23 protein-coding genes are annotated in these 17,868 nt (G+C 38.8%); 14 read left to right on the forward strand and 9 right to left on the reverse strand.

Features of this window, described 5'->3' with window-relative positions; all coding sequences use genetic code 11:
* The first annotated feature begins 262 nt into the window (after positions 1-262).
* Complete coding sequence (locus tag NAF19_RS20775; RefSeq protein ID WP_252792260.1) at positions 263-424, forward strand: DUF2805 domain-containing protein; 162 nt, start codon at positions 263-265, stop codon at positions 422-424.
* Positions 405-551, forward strand: a complete 147-nt coding sequence (locus NAF19_RS20780; protein ID WP_252792261.1) for a DUF2805 domain-containing protein — start codon at positions 405-407, stop codon at positions 549-551. The genes NAF19_RS20775 and NAF19_RS20780 overlap by 20 nt, the downstream gene beginning before the upstream one ends.
* A 130-nt stretch (positions 552-681) precedes the next feature.
* On the opposite strand, the gene NAF19_RS20785 is transcribed toward NAF19_RS20780, so the two are convergent.
* A complete protein-coding gene (locus tag NAF19_RS20785) occupies positions 682-1,905 on the reverse strand; it encodes an IS4 family transposase (protein ID WP_252792262.1) in 1,224 nt (407 codons plus the stop codon).
* A gap of 386 nt (positions 1,906-2,291) precedes the next feature.
* On the opposite strand from NAF19_RS20785, the gene NAF19_RS20790 reads away from it, so the two are divergent.
* The 5 genes from NAF19_RS20790 to NAF19_RS20810 all read left to right on the forward strand — a co-directional run bounded on the left by NAF19_RS20790 (position 2,292) and on the right by NAF19_RS20810 (position 4,641).
* Positions 2,292-2,468, forward strand: a complete 177-nt coding sequence (locus NAF19_RS20790) for a hypothetical protein (RefSeq protein ID WP_252792263.1) — start codon at positions 2,292-2,294, stop codon at positions 2,466-2,468.
* A 154-nt stretch (positions 2,469-2,622) separates the two neighbouring features.
* Positions 2,623-2,973, forward strand: coding sequence for a DoxX family protein (locus NAF19_RS20795; protein ID WP_252792264.1), 351 nt, complete (start codon positions 2,623-2,625; stop codon positions 2,971-2,973).
* Positions 2,973-3,314, forward strand: a complete 342-nt coding sequence (locus NAF19_RS20800) for a DoxX family protein (protein ID WP_256484408.1) — start codon at positions 2,973-2,975, stop codon at positions 3,312-3,314. Before NAF19_RS20795 ends, NAF19_RS20800 begins: the two co-directional genes overlap by 1 nt.
* A gap of 90 nt (positions 3,315-3,404) precedes the next feature.
* The gene (locus tag NAF19_RS20805) at positions 3,405-3,542 is read left to right on the forward strand and encodes a hypothetical protein (RefSeq protein ID WP_252792266.1); all 138 of its coding nucleotides are present in this window, start codon (positions 3,405-3,407) and stop codon (positions 3,540-3,542) included.
* A gap of 562 nt (positions 3,543-4,104) precedes the next feature.
* The gene (locus NAF19_RS20810; RefSeq protein WP_252792267.1) at positions 4,105-4,641 is read left to right on the forward strand and encodes a hypothetical protein; all 537 of its coding nucleotides are present in this window, start codon (positions 4,105-4,107) and stop codon (positions 4,639-4,641) included.
* Between the two features lie 68 nt (positions 4,642-4,709).
* Here NAF19_RS20810 and NAF19_RS20815 read toward each other — a convergent pair whose 3' ends face one another.
* From NAF19_RS20815 to NAF19_RS20825, 3 genes are read right to left on the reverse strand one after another with little or no spacing between them, the layout of a single operon-like run.
* Entirely contained in the window at positions 4,710-4,970 is a 261-nt protein-coding gene (locus tag NAF19_RS20815) for a LytR/AlgR family response regulator transcription factor (RefSeq protein ID WP_370362906.1), read from the reverse strand.
* 3 nt (positions 4,971-4,973) lie between these two features.
* Entirely contained in the window at positions 4,974-5,435 is a 462-nt protein-coding gene (locus tag NAF19_RS20820; protein WP_252792268.1) for a LytR/AlgR family response regulator transcription factor, read from the reverse strand.
* Positions 5,432-5,992: a sensor histidine kinase gene (locus NAF19_RS20825; protein ID WP_252792269.1), complete on the reverse strand. Its 561-nt coding sequence runs from the start codon at positions 5,990-5,992 to the stop codon at positions 5,432-5,434. Before NAF19_RS20825 ends, NAF19_RS20820 begins: the two co-directional genes overlap by 4 nt.
* A gap of 863 nt (positions 5,993-6,855) precedes the next feature.
* Here NAF19_RS20825 and NAF19_RS20830 point away from each other — a divergent pair.
* The 3 genes from NAF19_RS20830 (at position 6,856) to NAF19_RS20835 (ending at position 10,377) form a co-directional block, all read left to right on the forward strand.
* Positions 6,856-8,640 carry a TolB family protein gene (locus NAF19_RS20830; protein ID WP_252792270.1) on the forward strand — a complete coding sequence of 595 codons (1,785 nt, stop codon included), beginning with the start codon at positions 6,856-6,858 and terminating at the stop codon, positions 8,638-8,640.
* 771 nt (positions 8,641-9,411) lie between these two features.
* On the forward strand, positions 9,412-9,657 hold the full coding sequence (locus NAF19_RS30935) for a hypothetical protein (RefSeq protein ID WP_502213791.1): 246 nt from the start codon (positions 9,412-9,414) through the stop codon (positions 9,655-9,657).
* Positions 9,658-9,678: 21 nt separating this feature from the next.
* Entirely contained in the window at positions 9,679-10,377 is a 699-nt protein-coding gene (locus NAF19_RS20835; protein ID WP_252792271.1) for a sensor histidine kinase, read from the forward strand.
* Between the two features lie 193 nt (positions 10,378-10,570).
* On the opposite strand, the gene NAF19_RS20840 is transcribed toward NAF19_RS20835, so the two are convergent.
* A complete protein-coding gene (locus tag NAF19_RS20840) occupies positions 10,571-11,119 on the reverse strand; it encodes a fasciclin domain-containing protein (protein ID WP_252792272.1) in 549 nt (182 codons plus the stop codon).
* A gap of 210 nt (positions 11,120-11,329) precedes the next feature.
* Between NAF19_RS20840 and NAF19_RS20845 the strand changes: the two genes are divergently transcribed.
* Both NAF19_RS20845 and NAF19_RS20850 read left to right on the forward strand, forming a co-directional pair.
* Positions 11,330-12,076: a bacteriorhodopsin gene (locus NAF19_RS20845; protein ID WP_252792273.1), complete on the forward strand. Its 747-nt coding sequence runs from the start codon at positions 11,330-11,332 to the stop codon at positions 12,074-12,076.
* A gap of 141 nt (positions 12,077-12,217) precedes the next feature.
* On the forward strand, positions 12,218-13,150 hold the full coding sequence (locus tag NAF19_RS20850) for a Brp/Blh family beta-carotene 15,15'-dioxygenase (protein ID WP_252792274.1): 933 nt from the start codon (positions 12,218-12,220) through the stop codon (positions 13,148-13,150).
* 496 nt (positions 13,151-13,646) lie between these two features.
* Here the strand turns inward: NAF19_RS20850 and NAF19_RS20855 are convergent, their stop codons facing one another.
* Both NAF19_RS20855 and NAF19_RS20860 read right to left on the reverse strand, forming a co-directional pair.
* Entirely contained in the window at positions 13,647-14,201 is a 555-nt protein-coding gene (locus NAF19_RS20855) for a LysR substrate-binding domain-containing protein (RefSeq protein ID WP_370362901.1), read from the reverse strand.
* Complete coding sequence (locus NAF19_RS20860) at positions 14,202-14,579, reverse strand: LysR family transcriptional regulator (protein ID WP_252792276.1); 378 nt, start codon at positions 14,577-14,579, stop codon at positions 14,202-14,204. It abuts the gene before it with no gap.
* A 135-nt stretch (positions 14,580-14,714) separates the two neighbouring features.
* Between NAF19_RS20860 and NAF19_RS30820 the strand changes: the two genes are divergently transcribed.
* Positions 14,715-15,098, forward strand: coding sequence for a sodium-dependent bicarbonate transport family permease (locus tag NAF19_RS30820; RefSeq protein ID WP_370362907.1), 384 nt, complete (start codon positions 14,715-14,717; stop codon positions 15,096-15,098).
* Between the two features lie 116 nt (positions 15,099-15,214).
* Here the strand turns inward: NAF19_RS30820 and NAF19_RS20865 are convergent, their stop codons facing one another.
* The gene (locus NAF19_RS20865; RefSeq protein WP_252792277.1) at positions 15,215-16,060 is read right to left on the reverse strand and encodes an IS3 family transposase; all 846 of its coding nucleotides are present in this window, start codon (positions 16,058-16,060) and stop codon (positions 15,215-15,217) included.
* Complete coding sequence (locus tag NAF19_RS20870) at positions 16,057-16,338, reverse strand: transposase (protein WP_252792278.1); 282 nt, start codon at positions 16,336-16,338, stop codon at positions 16,057-16,059. Before NAF19_RS20870 ends, NAF19_RS20865 begins: the two co-directional genes overlap by 4 nt.
* Before the next feature lie 152 nt (positions 16,339-16,490).
* Between NAF19_RS20870 and istA the strand changes: the two genes are divergently transcribed.
* Complete coding sequence (gene istA / locus NAF19_RS20875; RefSeq protein WP_252792279.1) at positions 16,491-17,855, forward strand: IS21 family transposase; 1,365 nt, start codon at positions 16,491-16,493, stop codon at positions 17,853-17,855.
* The last annotated feature ends 13 nt before the right edge of the window (positions 17,856-17,868 follow it).

The raw sequence follows: 17,868 nt of genomic DNA on the forward strand, positions 1-17,868 counted from the left end.
CTCAGTTTTTTTGCTTTTTAATAGCACTACTTGTTTCTTATATATTTCCAGAAAGCAAGACCACTCCTAATTTTAAGGTGGCCGACGCGTTGGTAATGACTGGAACTGTATTACTTGCTATTAAATTAACAATTGCCGAATAATTCACCTTACAATATCTTTTACAGAAACTGGAAAACTTTCACCTGGAACTCTACGAAAAGAAAACCATCCACAGCAAAGCGGATCTCAAAATTCTGGCAGAGGAAATTACACCGGCGAAATGAGTGAAGGTATCGTTTCAAATAGCGTTGATATTGACCGAATTATTGAAATGGCATGGGAAGACCGTACCTCATTTGATGCGATTAAGCTGCAATTTGGCTTTACTGAACAACAAGTCATCAGGCTAATGCGCAGGGAAAATGAAATTGTCCAGTTTTAAATTATGGCGCGAACGGGTTCAGGGACGAATAGCTAAACATAAAAAACTGGTTGACCAGTCTTTTTTTAGATTCAAATGCAGCAGGCAAAAGCAAATAAGCTTCAATAAGATCAGTAAAAGAAAGTGATTGTAAACTCCTTTGTTTCGCAACTCAAGAATCACTGTTGTCCGGTAAAAATAAGAAATAGAACTAAAACGACGTTTCCAATTAATGCAGGGGGATTTGAAACGATTTTTAAAAACAAAGCCCCACAAAATCAGGTTTTAAAGAGCGAGAGTTGATATTCGCTGATTTCGCTGTTATAGCCAATAATTGCCTGTTCAGGGTTTACCAGAAATTTGATCAGATCAATGTAGGTTCCAAGATGTTGCCTGATAAGGCCTGCAACATTGGCGAACGACCATTTGCATTTCTTTAGCTTATCAGCTTTGTCTTTTACTACTTTGACCAGCAAATCTGCAATCAGGGTACACCAAAGCTGTATTTTGATGGCATTTTGATTGTCTCCAAGGAAATTACTGAGTTGAAAGTTTTGCTTGATCCGTCTGAAAGGCAGTTCGATCTGCCATCTTCTTTTGTAAATACCCGCTATTGTTAAGGCAGCAAAGTCTTGATTATTGGTAAGGAATTGGAATTCCTTACCTGTTTCTTTATCGAAGTAAGTTACCAGCCGGCCTTCCTGCAGAGGAACTTTATTTGCTTTATCAGGATTACCCAACAGTATTTTTTTATTACTTCTCACCCCATGGGCGGCCCTCTTTTCACTCACAGGCATTTCTTCCACACATTCCCATCTCGCTCTTTTATTTAACCGGGTTACCCAAGTAACCCCTTTTCTGGTCCATTCAGCCAAGGGTAGATAGCTGTTGTAGCCTTTATCCATAACCAGGATGGATCCTTTAGGCAAATCTAATTTAGGCATTACTATTTTGTCGTTAGTTGAGGCGCTGGTAATGTGAACAAAACAGGGAGCATTGTCCTTAGCCCTGATCAAAACGTGGGCTTTAACGCCGCCTTTCTTTTTCCCATTGGCTTTCGCATTACCACAAGCCTTAAAAACCTCAGAAAACAACGTTATTGTTGTTGAATCAAATAGTTTATTGGAAAGCTTACACTCAGATAGGCTGTCCGGTAAAACACCAAAATGGTAGCGGAACAGTTCGTGGTATAATTCTTCGAAGAAATCAGCGGAACGCCGTTCATTGGTATCTGCCAGTGTACTTCGGCGTGGCGTATGCACTATTCCCAGGTGATTCAATCGATGCGCGTTTACCTGGATACCGGTTATTAACTCCCGAAGCGAGGTACAATGATGAAAACAGCAAAAAAGCATGGTCACCAGATGGTCGTAAGCTTTAAATTTCTTACAATAATGATCGGAATTGTGCTTGCGCGTTAATTGGTCAATTTTAGTACGCGGGATAAATGAAATAAGCTGGTTAAATATCGGCTGTCCGGTAAAAAATGCACTTTTGGGCATAGTTTGCTTTTTGAGTGTGGTAATTCAAAAGTAAACTATGCTGGGGCTTCGGCTCCTGTTTTTTTTAACTTTACCGGACAACAGTGACTCAAGAATCTAAAGATTTAATTTAAATACGTAGTAATTATGAGAAACTTATCTATAACTTGTCGAACCAATAATAAATTTGAAATCCTTTTCTGCAAAGCAAAATGCAATTACAAAACAGACATAAAAAAGCCCTCATCTTTGCCTTACCGGTGGTTTGTGAACTTGATAATGATCTTAATTTTAATAAAAGGTTTTCGGGCAAAACAAAGCCCTTAATTCTTACATTCTGATTCTTTTGTTATTGGCTAGAAAGTAAATAACCATTATCCATTTTGTAAATTAATAAATAAAATCCAATGAGTAAATTTTCTAAAATTGAATTCGCGATACTTACAATGATAATAGCCATCATATTCGTTTCTGAGTATTACTACATAATTCTAAAAGACCACGATCGTGCCATATTTATTGGGCTTTGGCCGCCTACAATGGTAGGATTGCTGATCTATTTTAATACTAAAAAGAAAGACTAACATGAAAAATTTAGATCTGATTATTCTCACGATAATCGTTACGGTATTGTATGTTGGTTTTGCATGGACACTATTTTCTGCGCAAAAGAGACAACAACATTTAAAGGATAAATAGCCTATAATAATATCTATTTTACTTTTCAACAGCTTCTATATGAACACGCTTTCAAATTGTGCCCAAATTATCATCGCGCTTGCCATCGCCTATGTTTGGATCGTCCGTTATGATAATATTGTCAAAGAGTTTAAACAATATGGTATTTCAGACTTGTTAAGAAATTTTGTTGGTGCTGCTAAAATAGCGCTGTCAACGCTTTTGGTTACCGGTATATGGCATCAGGATTTGGTATTGGTACCTGCACTTTTGATGGCTGGACTAATGGCATGCGCCCAAATAGCCCATTTTAAGGTTAAAAATCGCTGGCTCAAGTTTGTCCCCTCATTACTTTTGTTAATTCTGTCTTTGTTTGTAGCCGGAACTCATTCTGGATTAATGAAATTTTAATGCTGCTAAATTCATTAATTGTTATTTCTGCTGTTGCTTTCCTTTTTTATGGATTCTCTTTCTTTCTTAACTCCGGTATGAAAGGAGAGTTTGAACGCTATGGTCTGGATAAATTCAGAAAACTCATCGGTTGCCTACAACTGTTCGGCGGGTTAGGATTATTGGTCGGATTGGTTTTGCAACCAATATTGGTTATTTCATCGGGTGGACTTTCCTTGTTAATGATGATCGGTTTCGCAGTGCGTTTAAAAATGAAAGACAGGTTTTTACTCTGCTTGCCGTCCTTTATGTTTATGATCTTAAATTTCTATATCTGTGTTCAGGCTATAAAACTTCCGTAACGGCTTTCGGAACTTTTATTTTAGTATAATAACACTTCATAAGTATCAATAAGGGGCGATATTATTTTACTTTTATCTGCCATTGTAAATATGGCCTTAAAGTGGGCCTTTCAACATTGCATGGTGATCGATCAAATAAAAAAGGTATTTATACCTATGGATGGTGTGGACCTGATTACCCGACGGGCAATCGATGGCTTTTGGATATGGCAGTTATTTGGGGGCTGAAAAATAAGTTTCGCTAAAAGTATCCAGTATCAACAGCTACAGGACGATCAGTGTAGAAAGGTATCAAAAAGGGCAGGAAACGGAATTGCGCATTAAATAACTTGAAGGGAAGCGGATAGTTTGAAAGCATAAAAAAAACAATCTAATTGATAAAAGCCACCCATTCACGCCCACGATGAATACCTTATTTCACCGCATCCGACAAAGTTACCGACCGGCGGGTAAAAGTTCAAGGCTATATAAACGAAGCACTGTTATTTGTTTTTTATCGGTGCTTCGGCCTTGACCTTTCATCCGCCTTGCGCTTTTGGTGCCGAAGCGTTAAAAATGGTGTGGTGTGGAATGAGCCTAAATCTTTATATGTAGCAGAAAAAAATATTAATTAGCTTGTCCATTTCTCTATCGCAGTTTTAAATGCGGATGGATCCAATAAAAAGACCTTTTATATCTTGAAAATATGTTGAGATATTAGTAAACGAAAGGATAAACGATCAAAATGACAAATCATTATTTTTAATTCCAAAATTAAAATATTAGTTTAGTTTACGAAATAAAAATAATTATGAGCCGCCACGAAGTAGAAGATAAACGAATCGTATATACTCAATTTTTCTGCTTTCTTATTGCATTTCTTATTACGATCATTTCTCCTAAAACTACACAAAATTTTAAAGCAGCGGATTCCTTAGTAATGACTGGGACCGTATTATTGGCCATTAAATTAGCGAGAGACGGCTGGGAGATCGCCGCTGCAGGTTTTACATTGCTAGCAATCGCCTGGGGGGGATACTTTATTCAACATGATATTAGTGGGGAATCTGGAAAAGGGATCTTGGCGTCCAGCTTTTATTTTTTTTTGCCATCAATGCTTATGATCTGTTTTTATCAACCATTCCCCTGGTGGTTGAAGTTGATTACTGTCTCATCTGTTATTGCCCCATTTATTATTTTAGTGATCGAAAGTTCAGGATCAGATGCTGGACAACTTCGTGTTTGGACAGGTATTAATTTTAAATTTCTGCATTTTACGACTTTATGCTGGGGCTCTTTCTTCGTTTATTCACTATTACGAAATAAATATAAATCTAAACGAAATTAAACGGGCTTTCTTTTTCTTATGTCTGTTTCATCTTTATAAAAATTATTTGAACTTAATAATCTAAAAAACTATTGCCACCTATTAATGAATTTGCTAAACTGCTTAAACTTATCTGAAAGAGGTAGCATCGTTTTATTAAGAAAAACAGTGTTTTTTGTAACTGAACTAATTTTTTCAAGCGAAACGATAAAGGAATTGTGTATACGCATAAACCTGCCTTTCGACAATTTATCTTCCATTGCTTTAAGCGTAATTAATGTTAGGATGCTTTTCTCTGATGTATTAAGGTGAATTTTAGCATAATCCTTAAGCCCTTCTATATAAATAATGTCCTAACAAGGAATTTTTACCTTTTGAGAGTTAACTTTTAGGTATATAACAACTTTATCATTTGGCTTAATACTCAAAGAATTTACATTTAACTCTGCCCATTTCAAAGCTTTATTTGCCGCCCTTAAAAATTCCTGATAACCAAATGGTTTCAATAGATAATCGACTGCATCAACCTTATAGCCTTCCAATGCGAACTGGTCAAATGCAGTTGTGAAAACAATAGCTGGTGCATTAATTGTGTTTCTTCCTTTTAAAATACGCGCAAGTTCAATTCCACTTAAATCTGGCATTTGTATATCCAGGAATATTACATCCACATTATTTTCATTAATATAGCGCAAGCTCTCTATTCCGTTCGAAAGGGAAGCACCTAAAATAAGAAAGGGGATTTGCTGAATAAACCGGCATAAAAGGTCAATTGCAGTCGGCTCATCATCAATAGCGATACAATTTAATATCATAATATTAAGGTTAACTTAGCTTCGTATAGCGTTTTATTGATAGGTCCTGTAATTAATGTATATTTTCCCGGATATAGCAACTCTAGTCGTTTGGTTGTGTTCAATAGGCCAATGCCATTGCTTTTATCTTCATTGGATCGTTTAACTTCGTAGTAAGGATTAGTAACCGTCAATACAATACTGTTAGCGCTTTGAAAAACTTTGATAGTTATCGTCCCTTCCGTGATATTGCTGACACCGTGCTTAAAAGCATTTTCGATCAAAGGTAAAAACAGCATTGGGGCTATCATATGCACGTTTATTTGAGTTGGTACATCGTAGTCGATCTTTGTTTTGGTACTTAATCTTAATCTCATTAACTCTATATAATCGCTTATAAAAGCCGTTTCCTTAGTTAAAGGCGTTAATCCGCCTTGTGTATCATACAGTACGTACCTCATCATTTTCGAAAGGTTGGTTATAGCCCTTCTTGCAACATCTCCGTCAGATAGCGTATAGGAATAAATATTATTTAAAGTGTTAAAGAAAAAATGCGGGTTAATTTGTGCCTTAAGCAAGGTGAGTGCTTATTTGATATTCTCCTGCTCTAATTGCTGTCTTAGGCTAACTTCCTCGTGCCATTTTTTTATAAAACTAATCGTTGTGCCAAATCCGATCAATAAAAGCATAACCGTAGGTATATATGTATCGTACGCCAATCCGAAATTATTTTGGCTAATTCGTGTTGGCCTGTTTTTTATTAGTCCGTAAATATTAAAAACGAGGTTAGCATAATTATTTAACAAAGTAGATAACACGATCAAGACACTTACAGAAACGATATACCAAAGTCGCTCTTTTTTTGATAATAATTTTGGTATCAAAAAATAGATGTTTAAGTAAAACACCCCCATAAGCATTCCCAATAATAGAATTTGTTTTAACCAAAACCTTATAGGAAGCGTAATACCCCACGTTAGTGGATGATAAAAAAGCACAACAAATGACAACAACAGCCAACCTATTATATGGCTTAGGAGATTAGCCTGTCTACGTAACATAGTAGTCATAATTAAACTCATTCATGGTTTAACTACAATATTACGGCTAACTGATATAAATATTAATTTTTGTCGGCAATAGGTTAAAATTCCCGATGATTACTTTACTTCTGTCGATAAATGGTTAAATCTTAAATAGTCAATTCTAAAACCTAAGATGGTCGATTATTTTGACTGAATTGTCTATTATATTTTTTTTATTCAAAATTGTGGGGTTCTTTGCAACATATTTGTAAATAGAGGATTTGGGGTTGTAAAACTTTAAATATTACTGCCGGGAAAAACTCAATAAAAACAACTGTACTGTTATTAAACCAATAAACTATGAGAAAAGCATTTTTTAAAGCCGTAATAATACCTTTTGTTGGAGTATTTGCTGCATGTCCCTCTTGAACTTTGCTCAGTCAGTTAAACAGGAAACTAAAAAAGTGATGCTGATGAACCGTATCGGCCCGTCGTCGTCTGAGTTATATGTTGCAAATTCAGATGGTACCGGCGAACACCCGCTTTTGAGCAAATCGGGCTTTGACTATGATGCTTCCTACGCAGCTAACGGGAAATGGATTTCGTTTACTTCTGAACGAAACGGTTTTGGCCAGGCTGACATCTACCGGGTGCATCCCGACGGAACCGGTTTGGAACGTTTGACAGACAGCCCCGCATTAGATGATCAGTCTGCCCTTTCACCTGATGCTTTGAAACTAGCATTCGTTTCTACCCGGATCGCCCATAAATCAAATATTTGGATATTAGATATTAAAACCCGCAAATTGAATAACCTAACAGGGAGGCCAACAATACAGGGCGACTCAACAAAACCGGACGGTTTTTTCCATCCTTCATGGTCCCCGGATGGTAAATGGATCGCTTTTTCATCTGACCGTAACACAGAATGGAGAGGGCACGGAAACGGAACGGGTTGGGAACACATACAGGAATTGAGCATATACATTGTTCATCCGGATGGTAGCGGGCTTCGTCGTATTTCACGACCGGGAATTTGTGACGGCGCGCCCAAATGGTCGCCCGATGGGAAAAGCGTTGTTTTTTACGAAATCCCGGTGGAAGATACCTGGAACGCAAGGAGGCCTAACCTCGCCAAAAAAGCAACGTCGCAAATAATATCCGTTGATTTATTGACGGGCAAAAGAACCGATATAACTTCAGGATCCGGCTTAAAATTGGAACCCCAATTTTTGAAAAATGGCAAAATAGGATATCTTGTGAAAGGTGGTGTAAAGCCAGCTTTGATGTACATTGGCGACACGGTGGTTGTGAAAGGAAACATCCATTCTCCAGCCTGGTCGCCAGGTGGTGAAAAGGTTGTGTTTGAAAAAGTAGATTTTAGCCCCCGGCCGCAAAATCAACCACTTTACAGCTGGGACAAGAATTATCAATATCAGTACACCGATGTGTTTCCAAATTTTTCGAAGAATGGTGAATTAGTTCTTACCGATAAGGCAACAGATTCAGGGATTTCTATAATGGACGCTGATGGATCGAACAAGAAAAGGATATTTACTCCTACCAACGGTGTCGCATTTATGCCCACCTGGTCGCCGGATGGTGAATGGATAGCTTTCGGTTACGGCGGTTTCTCACAATCGCGCAAAACGAGTGCGGCTAAAATAATGATGATAAAAAAAGACGGAACAGGATTAATTGCTTTAACAGACAGTACGCTAAATTCCGGATTTCCCAGTTTCTCTCCTGATGGAAAGAATATTGTCTACCGGGCTTGGGGAGCAAAAAATGATGGCCTCCGCATCTTAAATCTGGAAAACCATACTATAAAACTATTGACTTCGGATTACGATAACCTGCCCTTTTGGTCTCCTGATGGTAAGTTGATTTCTTTTACAAGAAAACATGGTGACAATAATTTCGATATTTATACCATTCGGCCCGACGGAACGGGTTTGCGTCAACTTACTACATCACCAGCAAATGATGCCCACGCGATGTGGACTGATGATAGTAAACACCTTATGTGGAGTAGCGGTATTTATGGTTTCAAAGATGAGGCAGCCCTTTATGATGGTACTTTTCAGCCTTATGGCGCTATTTTTATAATGAATGCCGATGGCACTGATAAAAAACAATTAACAGACAGTCCGTGGGAAGATTCAATGCCTTGTTTTGTACCTCGTGCCGACCGTCATTAAAAAATATATTTAATAAATAAATTTTTGATCAATACTAATGTTGCAGTCTGCCCCTACAAAAAAGCACTCCAATTTATGGAGTTCTATGATAATTTATTTGGCTTTGCTAAATGCTGTTCTACCCTTTGACAGAGTTTAATTAATGGATAGAAAAAGGAACTGATTTAAGTAGACTTTATTGATTTTTACCTCCAATATGAACAATGAAATTGCATCAAACTTTGCAGTTGAATGAATAATAATAGCGATCGATTCTGAATAAAAAGCTTTCCTGAAACACGTATTCTATATAAATTCATTTTCAGTTAAAAAACGGACAAGTCATTGACCATTGTTTACCTGACAGCTGGTTCATGTAAATTGTTTATCAAATTTACAGTATGCTCGTTAATGAATTGCGGCAAAATTTTAGTTCATTTTCTAGGGGCATAACATCAATCAACTTTTACTACTTTTAGCTATTAAATAACGATATAAATTCATTGCCAATATGTTAAGAAAGGATTCGGTTTGTGCTGTTTGTACGAAAAATCGAGGGCTGGTTCATCAATCTGTTTTAAGTCCCGGACAACAGTTCAAGCAGTTTTTTGCTAAACTTTTTGATACCACCGACTGGCCTCCGCGCTGGCATTGCGGTAACTGGACCGATTTTCACAGTTGGCTTTACATCTGTTCCGACCTTGTTATCTGGGCCTCCTATTTCGCTATCCCTGTTCTGTTATTCAGTATAATTCTAAAACGAAAAAAAAACATCCCTTTCCTTAGGATATTTTGGCTTTCATCGCGTTTACCTTACTGTGCGGCATAACTCATCTTATCGATGCAGTCATCTTTTATTGGCCGGCCTATCGCTTAAGTGCACTGATTAGGTTTTTTACCGCTATAGTATCTGTAGCTACTGTATATGCTCTATACAGGGCCATCCCTTTCATAATCGCCTGCGTACGGTTGATCAGTTGGAGCACGAGATTGAGGAGCGTAAACGCGCAGAACAGCAAACAGAGAAGCAGCGTGTAGCAGCTAGCTACCGAGGAACTCATGAACCGCAAAGATGAGTTTATGAGCATTGCAAGCCACGAACTCAAAACGCCCATTACCAGCGTTAAGGCTTCCCTGCAATTGATCGATAAAATGGTGGGAAAGCACCCTCAATTAGAATCCGTGGCGCCGTTTATAAGCAAGGCATCCAAACAGGTAAATAAACTTACAAATATCATCAACGACCTATTGGATGTAACTAAGATACAGGCCGGGAAGCTGCAATTAAATGAGTCATTTTTTAATTTATACCAGCTAATTGTGGATAGTGTAGAACAATGCCAACTTATTGATAACAGGCACAAAATATTGATTAAGGGGAATAATGAGCTTAAAATTTATGCAGACCGCGACCGTATTGAGCAGGTTTTTTGTAACCTCATCAATAATGCCATCAAATATTCACCAAAGGCTGAGGAGGTGCATGTGGGCTTTGAAATCCTGGATGACCAAATAACGGTATCTGTTACCGACTTCGGCATCGGCATCCCGGCTGAAAAAGTCGCTAATATTTTTGACCGCTTTTTCCGAGTGGAGCACACCTCGAAAAATTTTTCCGGCCTGGGATTGGGATTGTACATCTCATCAGAGATCATCAAGCAACATAACGGGGAAATAGGCGTAATTAGCGAAACCGACAAAGGGTCAACGTTTTGGTTTACAGTGAAATTAATAGTAAATAATATCGTAACAACTTAATTTATAAGATAGCAATTGGTTATCCGATGGATCTTTTTTTGCACCCGCTAAATTCTATAACAGCCAACATCAACCGATGGAAAAATACGCCTTTGGTTTGTAGATTTAGTAGCTCTCATTTTACTGAATAAAACAAAAAAAATAAAGCCATCGGTTATTGCAGATGGCTTTACCTTGAATCGGTCACTCAAACTTAGTTTGGCATTAACACCGAGTTTATTACGTGGATCACGCCATTACTCTGCATTACATCTGCAATAGTTACAACTGCCATACCGCCTTTTTCATCGGTCAGTACCACTTTTTTACCTTTTAAGGACGCTGTAATCGTACCACCCTGAACGGTTTTCAACTCAGCTTTGCCATTACCTTTTTTAATCATAGCTACTAATTCTGTTGCGGTTACCTTTCCTGCCACAACATGGTAAGTTAGAATTTTGGTTAAAGCAGCTTTGTTTTCTGGTTTTACCAGGGATCCAACAGTACCTGCAGGTAATTTGTTAAAAGCCTCGTTTGTTGGTGCAAATACAGTGAACGGGCCAGCTGAGGATAAAGTTTCCACAAGGCCAGCAGCTTTAACAGCAGCCACAAGCGTAGTGTGATCTTTGGAGTTAACCGCATTTTCGACAATGTTTTTGGTTGGGTACATTTCGGCGCCACCTACCATTTTGTTTTGAGCATAAGTCTTTGGTGCAATGGCTAAGGTCGCCAACACAAATACTGCAATCAGAATTTTTTTCACGATGATTTAAATTATTTTTTTTTACAAAGAAAGACAAAAAAGTATAATAATGTACTACTTTATTAATATTAGTATAGTATTGTACAATTTTATAATTCCATTACTTTTCATATTGATACATAAAAGAAATCTTTTTTAGTTTTGAAATAAATAGTGATGGACAATCCTCCTGCTATCATTAACTAATTTCACAACTTAAATTTATTTTATATGTATCACAACCTATTAGCGATCGTTCCGATCGCTGCAACTAATTACGTTGCCTTTACTTTTTTCGTCGGCTGCATGGCTATGCTTGCAGCATCCGTTTTTTTCTTTTTCGAAGTTTCCAACACCGATAAAAAGTGGCGGATATCGATCCTTGTTTCCGGACTCATTACCTTCATCGCGGCCGTGCACTATTACTACATGCGGGATTACTTCCTGGCAACCAACCAATCTCCTACTTTTTTCCGTTATGTAGACTGGTTGTTAACGGTTCCGTTAATGTGCGTTGAATTTTACTTAATTACCAAAAAGGCTGGTGCCAAAATTAGCCTGCTATGGAAGCTTATTGTAGCCTCTGTATTCATGCTGGTTACAGGTTACATTGGCGAAGCGATTTACGGTTCTGAAACCCAAAGCTGGGTTTGGGGTTTTGTTAGCAGTATTGGATATTTTTACATCGTTTACCTGATATGGTTTGGCGATGTGGCTAAGCTTGCTAATAATGCCGGGCCTGCCGTTGCAAAAGCAAATAAAACTTTGGCTTGGTTTGTATTGGTTGGCTGGGCTATTTATCCGTTAGGCTACATAGCAGGCACCGCCGGCGGTTTATTTGGAGCACACGTTTTACACGGCTTGTCTCTGGATATTGTTTATAACATTGGCGACGCCATTAACAAAATTGGATTCGGTTTAGTTATTTATACCCTTGTGCAAACCGACAAAGCAGCAAATACCGTAGCTATTGCTTAAGTGCGCTTTTTCAAAGGTTGTCTCAGAAAAAACAGGTATCTACTTAACATATTTGGTACCTATTTTGATTTGGGACAACTTTTGCAATTAAACTAATCCTGACATCATAATTTTGGTCAGCTTGCCATAATTACTTTTCAAATGTTAAAAAGATCACTATTGATAATAGGTTTGTTGATGCTCATTAATCAAACTTATTTTTATCCATTGTCGCTACAGGTTCAAACTTACATTTTTTTAGCTGGAGTAGTTATTTGCGGTATTCCACATGGCGCAGCCGATCTTTTGATCTCAGTAAAAGAAGCCAATGACCGAAAAGTCCCTTTCTCACACTTAAATTTCTTCTCTAAATATTTAGGAAGATTGCTAGCATTTTTGGCTTTACTACTTTTACTACCATTTGTTGGGCTGATAGTATTTATCATTATTGGCTCATTTCATTTCGGCGAAACGGATCTGAACAGACTTGATACCGATTCTATAAAAGGTAGTTTTCTTTCTTTTAGTTATGGCCTTGTTGTGATCAGTGTAATTGTTTTGGGCCATTTCCAGGAGGTTAAAACACTTTTACTATTGTTCCAATCCGGCCAGAATCACGCTCACCTCATCAATTGGGTCGATCGTTATAAAGTTGTAATGCTTTCAATTTCATTAATACTTTTCTTTTCTACTGTTTTTATCTATTTTTTGGGGAATACAGAGAACCCGGAATCAAGCGGAGAATTTTTGGTCGATTTTTCAGTGCTTGTGTTTATAACCTTTAATCTGCCTATGATCTTAGGGCTGACATTTTATTTTATTTTTTGGCACTCCATTTTGTCCATAAAAAACATCGTCGCTTATTTTAATAAGGATAATTACTTCCCTTTTATGGTTATCATCCGCCAGATTTGCTTTTATAGCTTTCTTGCCATTATTGGCATACTTTTATTCGGAATTACAGGATTTATGTTTTTAAATAGCAGTACGATGGTTATTTATATGATATTAGGACTCGCAGTACTCACCGCACCGCATATCAATATCATGCACATCATGTATAAAGGTATACGCATTCGGGGGGAGCAATTCTGAAAATTATTGAAGTAATAACCGATTTTTTTTATTCTCTAAACCGTGAAAAAACCAATAGCGCGAATCAGCTGCTATTGAAAAATTCTTTTAGAAATATTTAGTCATTCCTGAGATACGAACATAATGTGCTTAATTTTATAAATTAAACAAGTTAAAAACAACTGCTATTTTTTATAGAAGTCATATCGGAGTAACTTTCGGCTTGAATTACGAGAAATAGTAAATATGCGTGTGATTGATCAAATTATCTAACAGCACTGATTCAATCAATAATAAAACTCTAATATTATTTCTTGCTAAACTATTTCAAATTGGTTTAAAATTTTACTTTTCAGAATTTACTGAATTGGCTAGTGGATTAGCCACAATATAAAATGCCTAAGACTATTAAATGATATCACGTTGTTAATTTGTTTCGATTTAAATATACGCTACCTTTTGATTTTTTCAGCTTAACATTTGTGGGATACTTCTTACGTGTACCCTTAGAAGTATGCTAATGACTATGCACCAAATTTAACCACGAAAACGAATCGTTTATGATATTGTACTTATTTTCACGTAAATAGGCTAAATAGGCCAAGCTTATCGGCGATAGCTTTTTATTTTCCAGCCAAATGAGTCGCCATTGTGATCTGATTGGAAACCCTTCAGTGGGAAGTATTTTTATTTCCCCTGATTTAATTTCGTTACGAAGCCCGATCAGGGGCATGATGGAATATCCAAGTCCAGCAATAATCGCCTGTTTTACGGCCTCATTTGAAGTCAACTCAATTTTTTTGCTGACGATAATTTTACTTCGGTCAAAGAAACCTTCCATGATGGTACGGGTAGCAGAGCCCTGCTCACGGTAGATCATCGGCAGCTTGCTGAAAATATCCTGTGTATACTGCCCTTGTTCTAACACATGTTCACGGTTACCCACCAAGTAAAGTTTATTTTCCAGCAGGATTTCTTCTTCAACGCTAAGCTTCTCCGGGAGAACGGAGACTAATCCAAAGTCAACTTCATTATCTTCCATGGTTTTCAATACACTTGATTTATTGGTCACTTACATGGTCAGGTCAATCTCCGGGTATTTTTTTAAGAAGCCGGACAGAAAATAGGGCATCACATATTTGCCCGTAGAAACAACCGCTATTTTTAGCCTTCCGGATAAAATACCTTTATAAGCTTCTGTTTTATAATTGATCATTTCGACCTGTTGCAGTATCTCTTCGGCGATTTGTGCGATCTCGTTACCGAATTGCGTTACGTACAATTGCCTTCCCAATACTTCTGTTAAGGGTATTTCAAACTGATCCTGGAAATTTTTAAGCTGGATCGATACTGCAGGTTGCGTTAAAAACAACTGCTGTGCCGCTTTAGTGATGCTCTTTGTTTGTACCACCCTTGTAAAGACTTGTAACTGATGGAGGGTATAATTCATAAGAATAGTTTATGGTAAATATAAAAACTATAAATAAAAATTTATAATCTAGTTAAAATAGGTTTGCATCACCTTAATTATTTAATCTAAGACCATAAAATTACTTTTAGACAATCTCACCAACCCGGCCCTGTTATTTTTTGTGTTGGGTATCCTATCCGTAAGGATAAAAGCGACCTGGAGATCCCACCGGACGCTTCCAGATTCATTTCACTTTACCTGTTATTCTCCATTGGTTTCAAGGGTGGGCAGGAGCTTGAAAAAAGCCATGTCTCCCCTGAGGTATTGTACTCAATATTGCTGGGCGTTTCCACGGCAATCCTGATACCCCTGTATAGCTTTTTTATATTACGAAAGCGGTTGAATGTTGATGACTCGGGGGCCATAGCTGCCGCGTATGGATCGGTGAGCGCGGTTACTTTTGTAACAGCAGGTGTATTTTTAGAAAATCAGCATATTCCATATGGAGGGCACATTAATGTACTCCCCATTGTTAGGACAAAGATGTTAGGTTCTTAACTAAACTAATAATCCTTGTTGTTGTTGTTGTTTGAGGTGTGGGAATGTGGTAAACTCCCTTCAGAGTTTTCCATATTTCCACGCCTTTTCTTTTTTGCTTCTTTTTTCTTTTAACCCTATGCCGCCAAATGTAGATAACTTTCTGCCGGTGTGTGGTAATTTAATGAGTGATGCCTCCTTTCCTGATTATAGAAGTTGATGTACCATTTTATTCCTTTATATAGCGTCAGGCCATCTTCTGCGGGCTGCAAATACACGTGTTCGTATTTCAGGCTGTGCCAGAAACGTTCAATGTAAATGTTATCCAAAGCCCGTCCTTTGCCATCCATTGAGATTTGAATGGTATGCTCCTTGAGCACCTGCTGGAACTCATGGGAAGTAAACTGGCTACCCTGATCGGTATTACAGATCTCCGGCTTCCCATGCAACGCCAGCGTTTCTTTAAGCACCGAGGTGCACCATTCGGCATCCATCGTGTTAGATACGCTCCAGTGCAGGATATACCGGCTTTTGACATCTATAATAGCCATCATGAACATAAAACCCTTTTTCATCGGGATATACGTGATGTCTGTTTGCCACACCTGGTTTATCCGTTCTATTTTAAGCCCCCTAAGCAGGTATGGGTAAATCTTGTGCAATTTATTGCCAATGCTTAGCTTTTTGTTGGGATAGATAGCCATAAGGCCCATCAACCGCATCAGCCGGCGGACCCGCTTTACATTAACCGCATAACCTTCCGTCAGGTATAGATATGCACAAAGCGTGATCGCCCCACTATGAGGATGCTCTAAAAAATAAGCGTCTATAAGACGCATGAACTCCAGATTAAGCACACTTATGCCTTGTGGAACATAATAGAACCCCGAGCGATGAATACTCACCATCTCACACTGTTCCTGGATGCTGCACACACTGTCTTTAGTCACCATATTCCTGCGTTCTGCAATACTGAACCTCACTGTAACTTTTTTTTTAGCCACTCATTCTGCATCTGAAGCTTACCGATCTGTTCGTATAAAAGCGCCTCATTGGTCTCGCTTTGCTTCTCACCACTCTGTTTCTCTGAAAATAATTGAGAACTATGTTCCAAAAAATGCTTCTTCCAGGTTTGTATCTGCGTGGGATGGACTTCATATTGAACGGCCAGTTCTGCTACTGTATGCTGTTCTTTTATCGCTGCTATAGCTACTTTTGCTTTAAATTCTGCACTGAATTTCTTTCTGCTCACTTTTTTCATCGTCAAATAAATTTACGGTTTTTTATACCTTAATTCTTTGACCTAATTTTGGGGAGTATTATATTAAGTACCTTGGTAAGTTCAATCAAACCGGCTTAGGCTTTAGCGAACTGCTGGCCCTGGATAACCGTAAACTTGATGAGATCGCAGGGTTGGCTAAACCCCAGACGGAGGAAACCGATCCACGCAAACTTCACTTTAACAGCCTGATTGGGCTTCATACGCACGAGTTGGCCAAAGAGGGTGTCACCCGTTTACTACTTTGGGAAGAATATATTCAGGACTTTCCGGGAGGGTTTCAGTATTCCAGGTTCTGTGAACTCTTACAGGAACAGCAGAAGCTGAACAGTGCGGTAATGCACTTTGAACACCAGCCTGGCAAACTCCTGCAAGTAGATTTCGCCGGGGCACCGCTCCATTATGTTGACCAGTCTACCGGCGAATTGATCGCCTGCCCTGTGTTTATTGCCGTGCTTCCCTTTAGCGGCTATGGCTATGTAGAGGCCCTGCCTAACGCCAAGTTGCCCCAGGTAGTGAAAGCCCTCAACAATACCCTGGATTACCTTGGCGGGGTGCCATTAGGGGTTAAGTCGGACAACATGAGGCAGTGGGTATCCAAGACCTGCCGGTACGAACCCCTGTTTACCGAGATGCTTCAGCAATGGTCTAACCATAACCATATTGCATTATTCGCTGCCAGGGCCTATAAACCCAAAGATAAACCGGCTGTGGAAGGCCTGGTCAAGATCACCTACATGCGCATTTACGCCAAGTTAAGGAACGAAACGTTCCATAGCCTGGCAGAACTCAATAAGGCCATATGGGCCAAGCTGGACCTGCATCACCAGATCAACTTCCAGAAGAAGACCTTCAGCCGTCAGGAGTTATTCACCGTGCAGGAAAAAGTCTTGTTGCAGCCCCTGCCCGCAACTGCTTATTATATCCGTCACTATACCAAGGCCAAAGTTCAGAAAAGCTACCATGTCCTGATCGGTGAAGACTGGCACTACTACAGCGTGCCGTTCCGCTATATCGGCAAGGAAGTACGGCTCATCTATTGCCAGGACACGGTGGAGATCTATTATAATAACCAGCGCATCGCCCTGCATAAACGGGATTACAGAAACCATAAGTACACGACCACCTTAGAGCACATGCCTGCCAATCATCAGGCCTTTATGGCAACCAGAGGCTTCAGTTCGGCTTATTACCTGCAAAAGGCGACAGAGGTTGGCCCCAACACCCATGCCTTCTTTCAAAAGCTCATGGAAAGCAAACAGGTTATTGAACAGTCTTATACGGCCTGCCTGGGTCTGCTCCGGCTAATCAAGGCTTATGGTCCGGTCCGGATGGAGGCCGCTTGTAAAAGAGGGTTAACCGGCAACAGGTTCCACTATACCGCCATCAAGAACATTCTGGCAAACAATATGGACCTGCTGGAAGAAGAAGTTACCAAAGAATACCGAATCCCCCTTCATGTCAACTTAAGAGGCCCGGAGGCATACAATGAAAACTAAAAACCCATAATCA

Origin of the sequence: Mucilaginibacter flavidus (genome assembly GCF_024055575.1) — a bacterium.
In the GTDB taxonomy this organism is placed as follows: domain Bacteria; phylum Bacteroidota; class Bacteroidia; order Sphingobacteriales; family Sphingobacteriaceae; genus Mucilaginibacter; species Mucilaginibacter flavidus.

What these genes read in the sequence shown, in the direction of transcription:
- NAF19_RS20775 (WP_252792260.1), top strand. Translation starts at nt 263, where the DNA reads ATGAGTGAAGGTATCGTTTCAAATAGCGTTGATATTGACCGAATTATT.
- NAF19_RS20780 (WP_252792261.1), top strand. Translation starts at nt 405, where the DNA reads ATGAAATTGTCCAGTTTTAAATTATGGCGCGAACGGGTTCAGGGACGA.
- NAF19_RS20785 (WP_252792262.1), bottom strand. Translation starts at nt 1,905, where the DNA reads ATGCCCAAAAGTGCATTTTTTACCGGACAGCCGATATTTAACCAGCTT.
- NAF19_RS20790 (WP_252792263.1), top strand. Translation starts at nt 2,292, where the DNA reads ATGAGTAAATTTTCTAAAATTGAATTCGCGATACTTACAATGATAATA.
- NAF19_RS20795 (WP_252792264.1), top strand. Translation starts at nt 2,623, where the DNA reads ATGAACACGCTTTCAAATTGTGCCCAAATTATCATCGCGCTTGCCATC.
- NAF19_RS20800 (WP_256484408.1), top strand. Translation starts at nt 2,973, where the DNA reads ATGCTGCTAAATTCATTAATTGTTATTTCTGCTGTTGCTTTCCTTTTT.
- NAF19_RS20805 (WP_252792266.1), top strand. Translation starts at nt 3,405, where the DNA reads ATGGCCTTAAAGTGGGCCTTTCAACATTGCATGGTGATCGATCAAATA.
- NAF19_RS20810 (WP_252792267.1), top strand. Translation starts at nt 4,105, where the DNA reads ATGAGCCGCCACGAAGTAGAAGATAAACGAATCGTATATACTCAATTT.
- NAF19_RS20820 (WP_252792268.1), bottom strand. Translation starts at nt 5,435, where the DNA reads ATGATATTAAATTGTATCGCTATTGATGATGAGCCGACTGCAATTGAC.
- NAF19_RS20830 (WP_252792270.1), top strand. Translation starts at nt 6,856, where the DNA reads ATGTCCCTCTTGAACTTTGCTCAGTCAGTTAAACAGGAAACTAAAAAA.
- NAF19_RS20835 (WP_252792271.1), top strand. Translation starts at nt 9,679, where the DNA reads ATGAACCGCAAAGATGAGTTTATGAGCATTGCAAGCCACGAACTCAAA.
- NAF19_RS20845 (WP_252792273.1), top strand. Translation starts at nt 11,330, where the DNA reads ATGTATCACAACCTATTAGCGATCGTTCCGATCGCTGCAACTAATTAC.
- NAF19_RS20850 (WP_252792274.1), top strand. Translation starts at nt 12,218, where the DNA reads ATGTTAAAAAGATCACTATTGATAATAGGTTTGTTGATGCTCATTAAT.
- NAF19_RS20860 (WP_252792276.1), bottom strand. Translation starts at nt 14,579, where the DNA reads ATGAATTATACCCTCCATCAGTTACAAGTCTTTACAAGGGTGGTACAA.
- NAF19_RS20870 (WP_252792278.1), bottom strand. Translation starts at nt 16,338, where the DNA reads ATGAAAAAAGTGAGCAGAAAGAAATTCAGTGCAGAATTTAAAGCAAAA.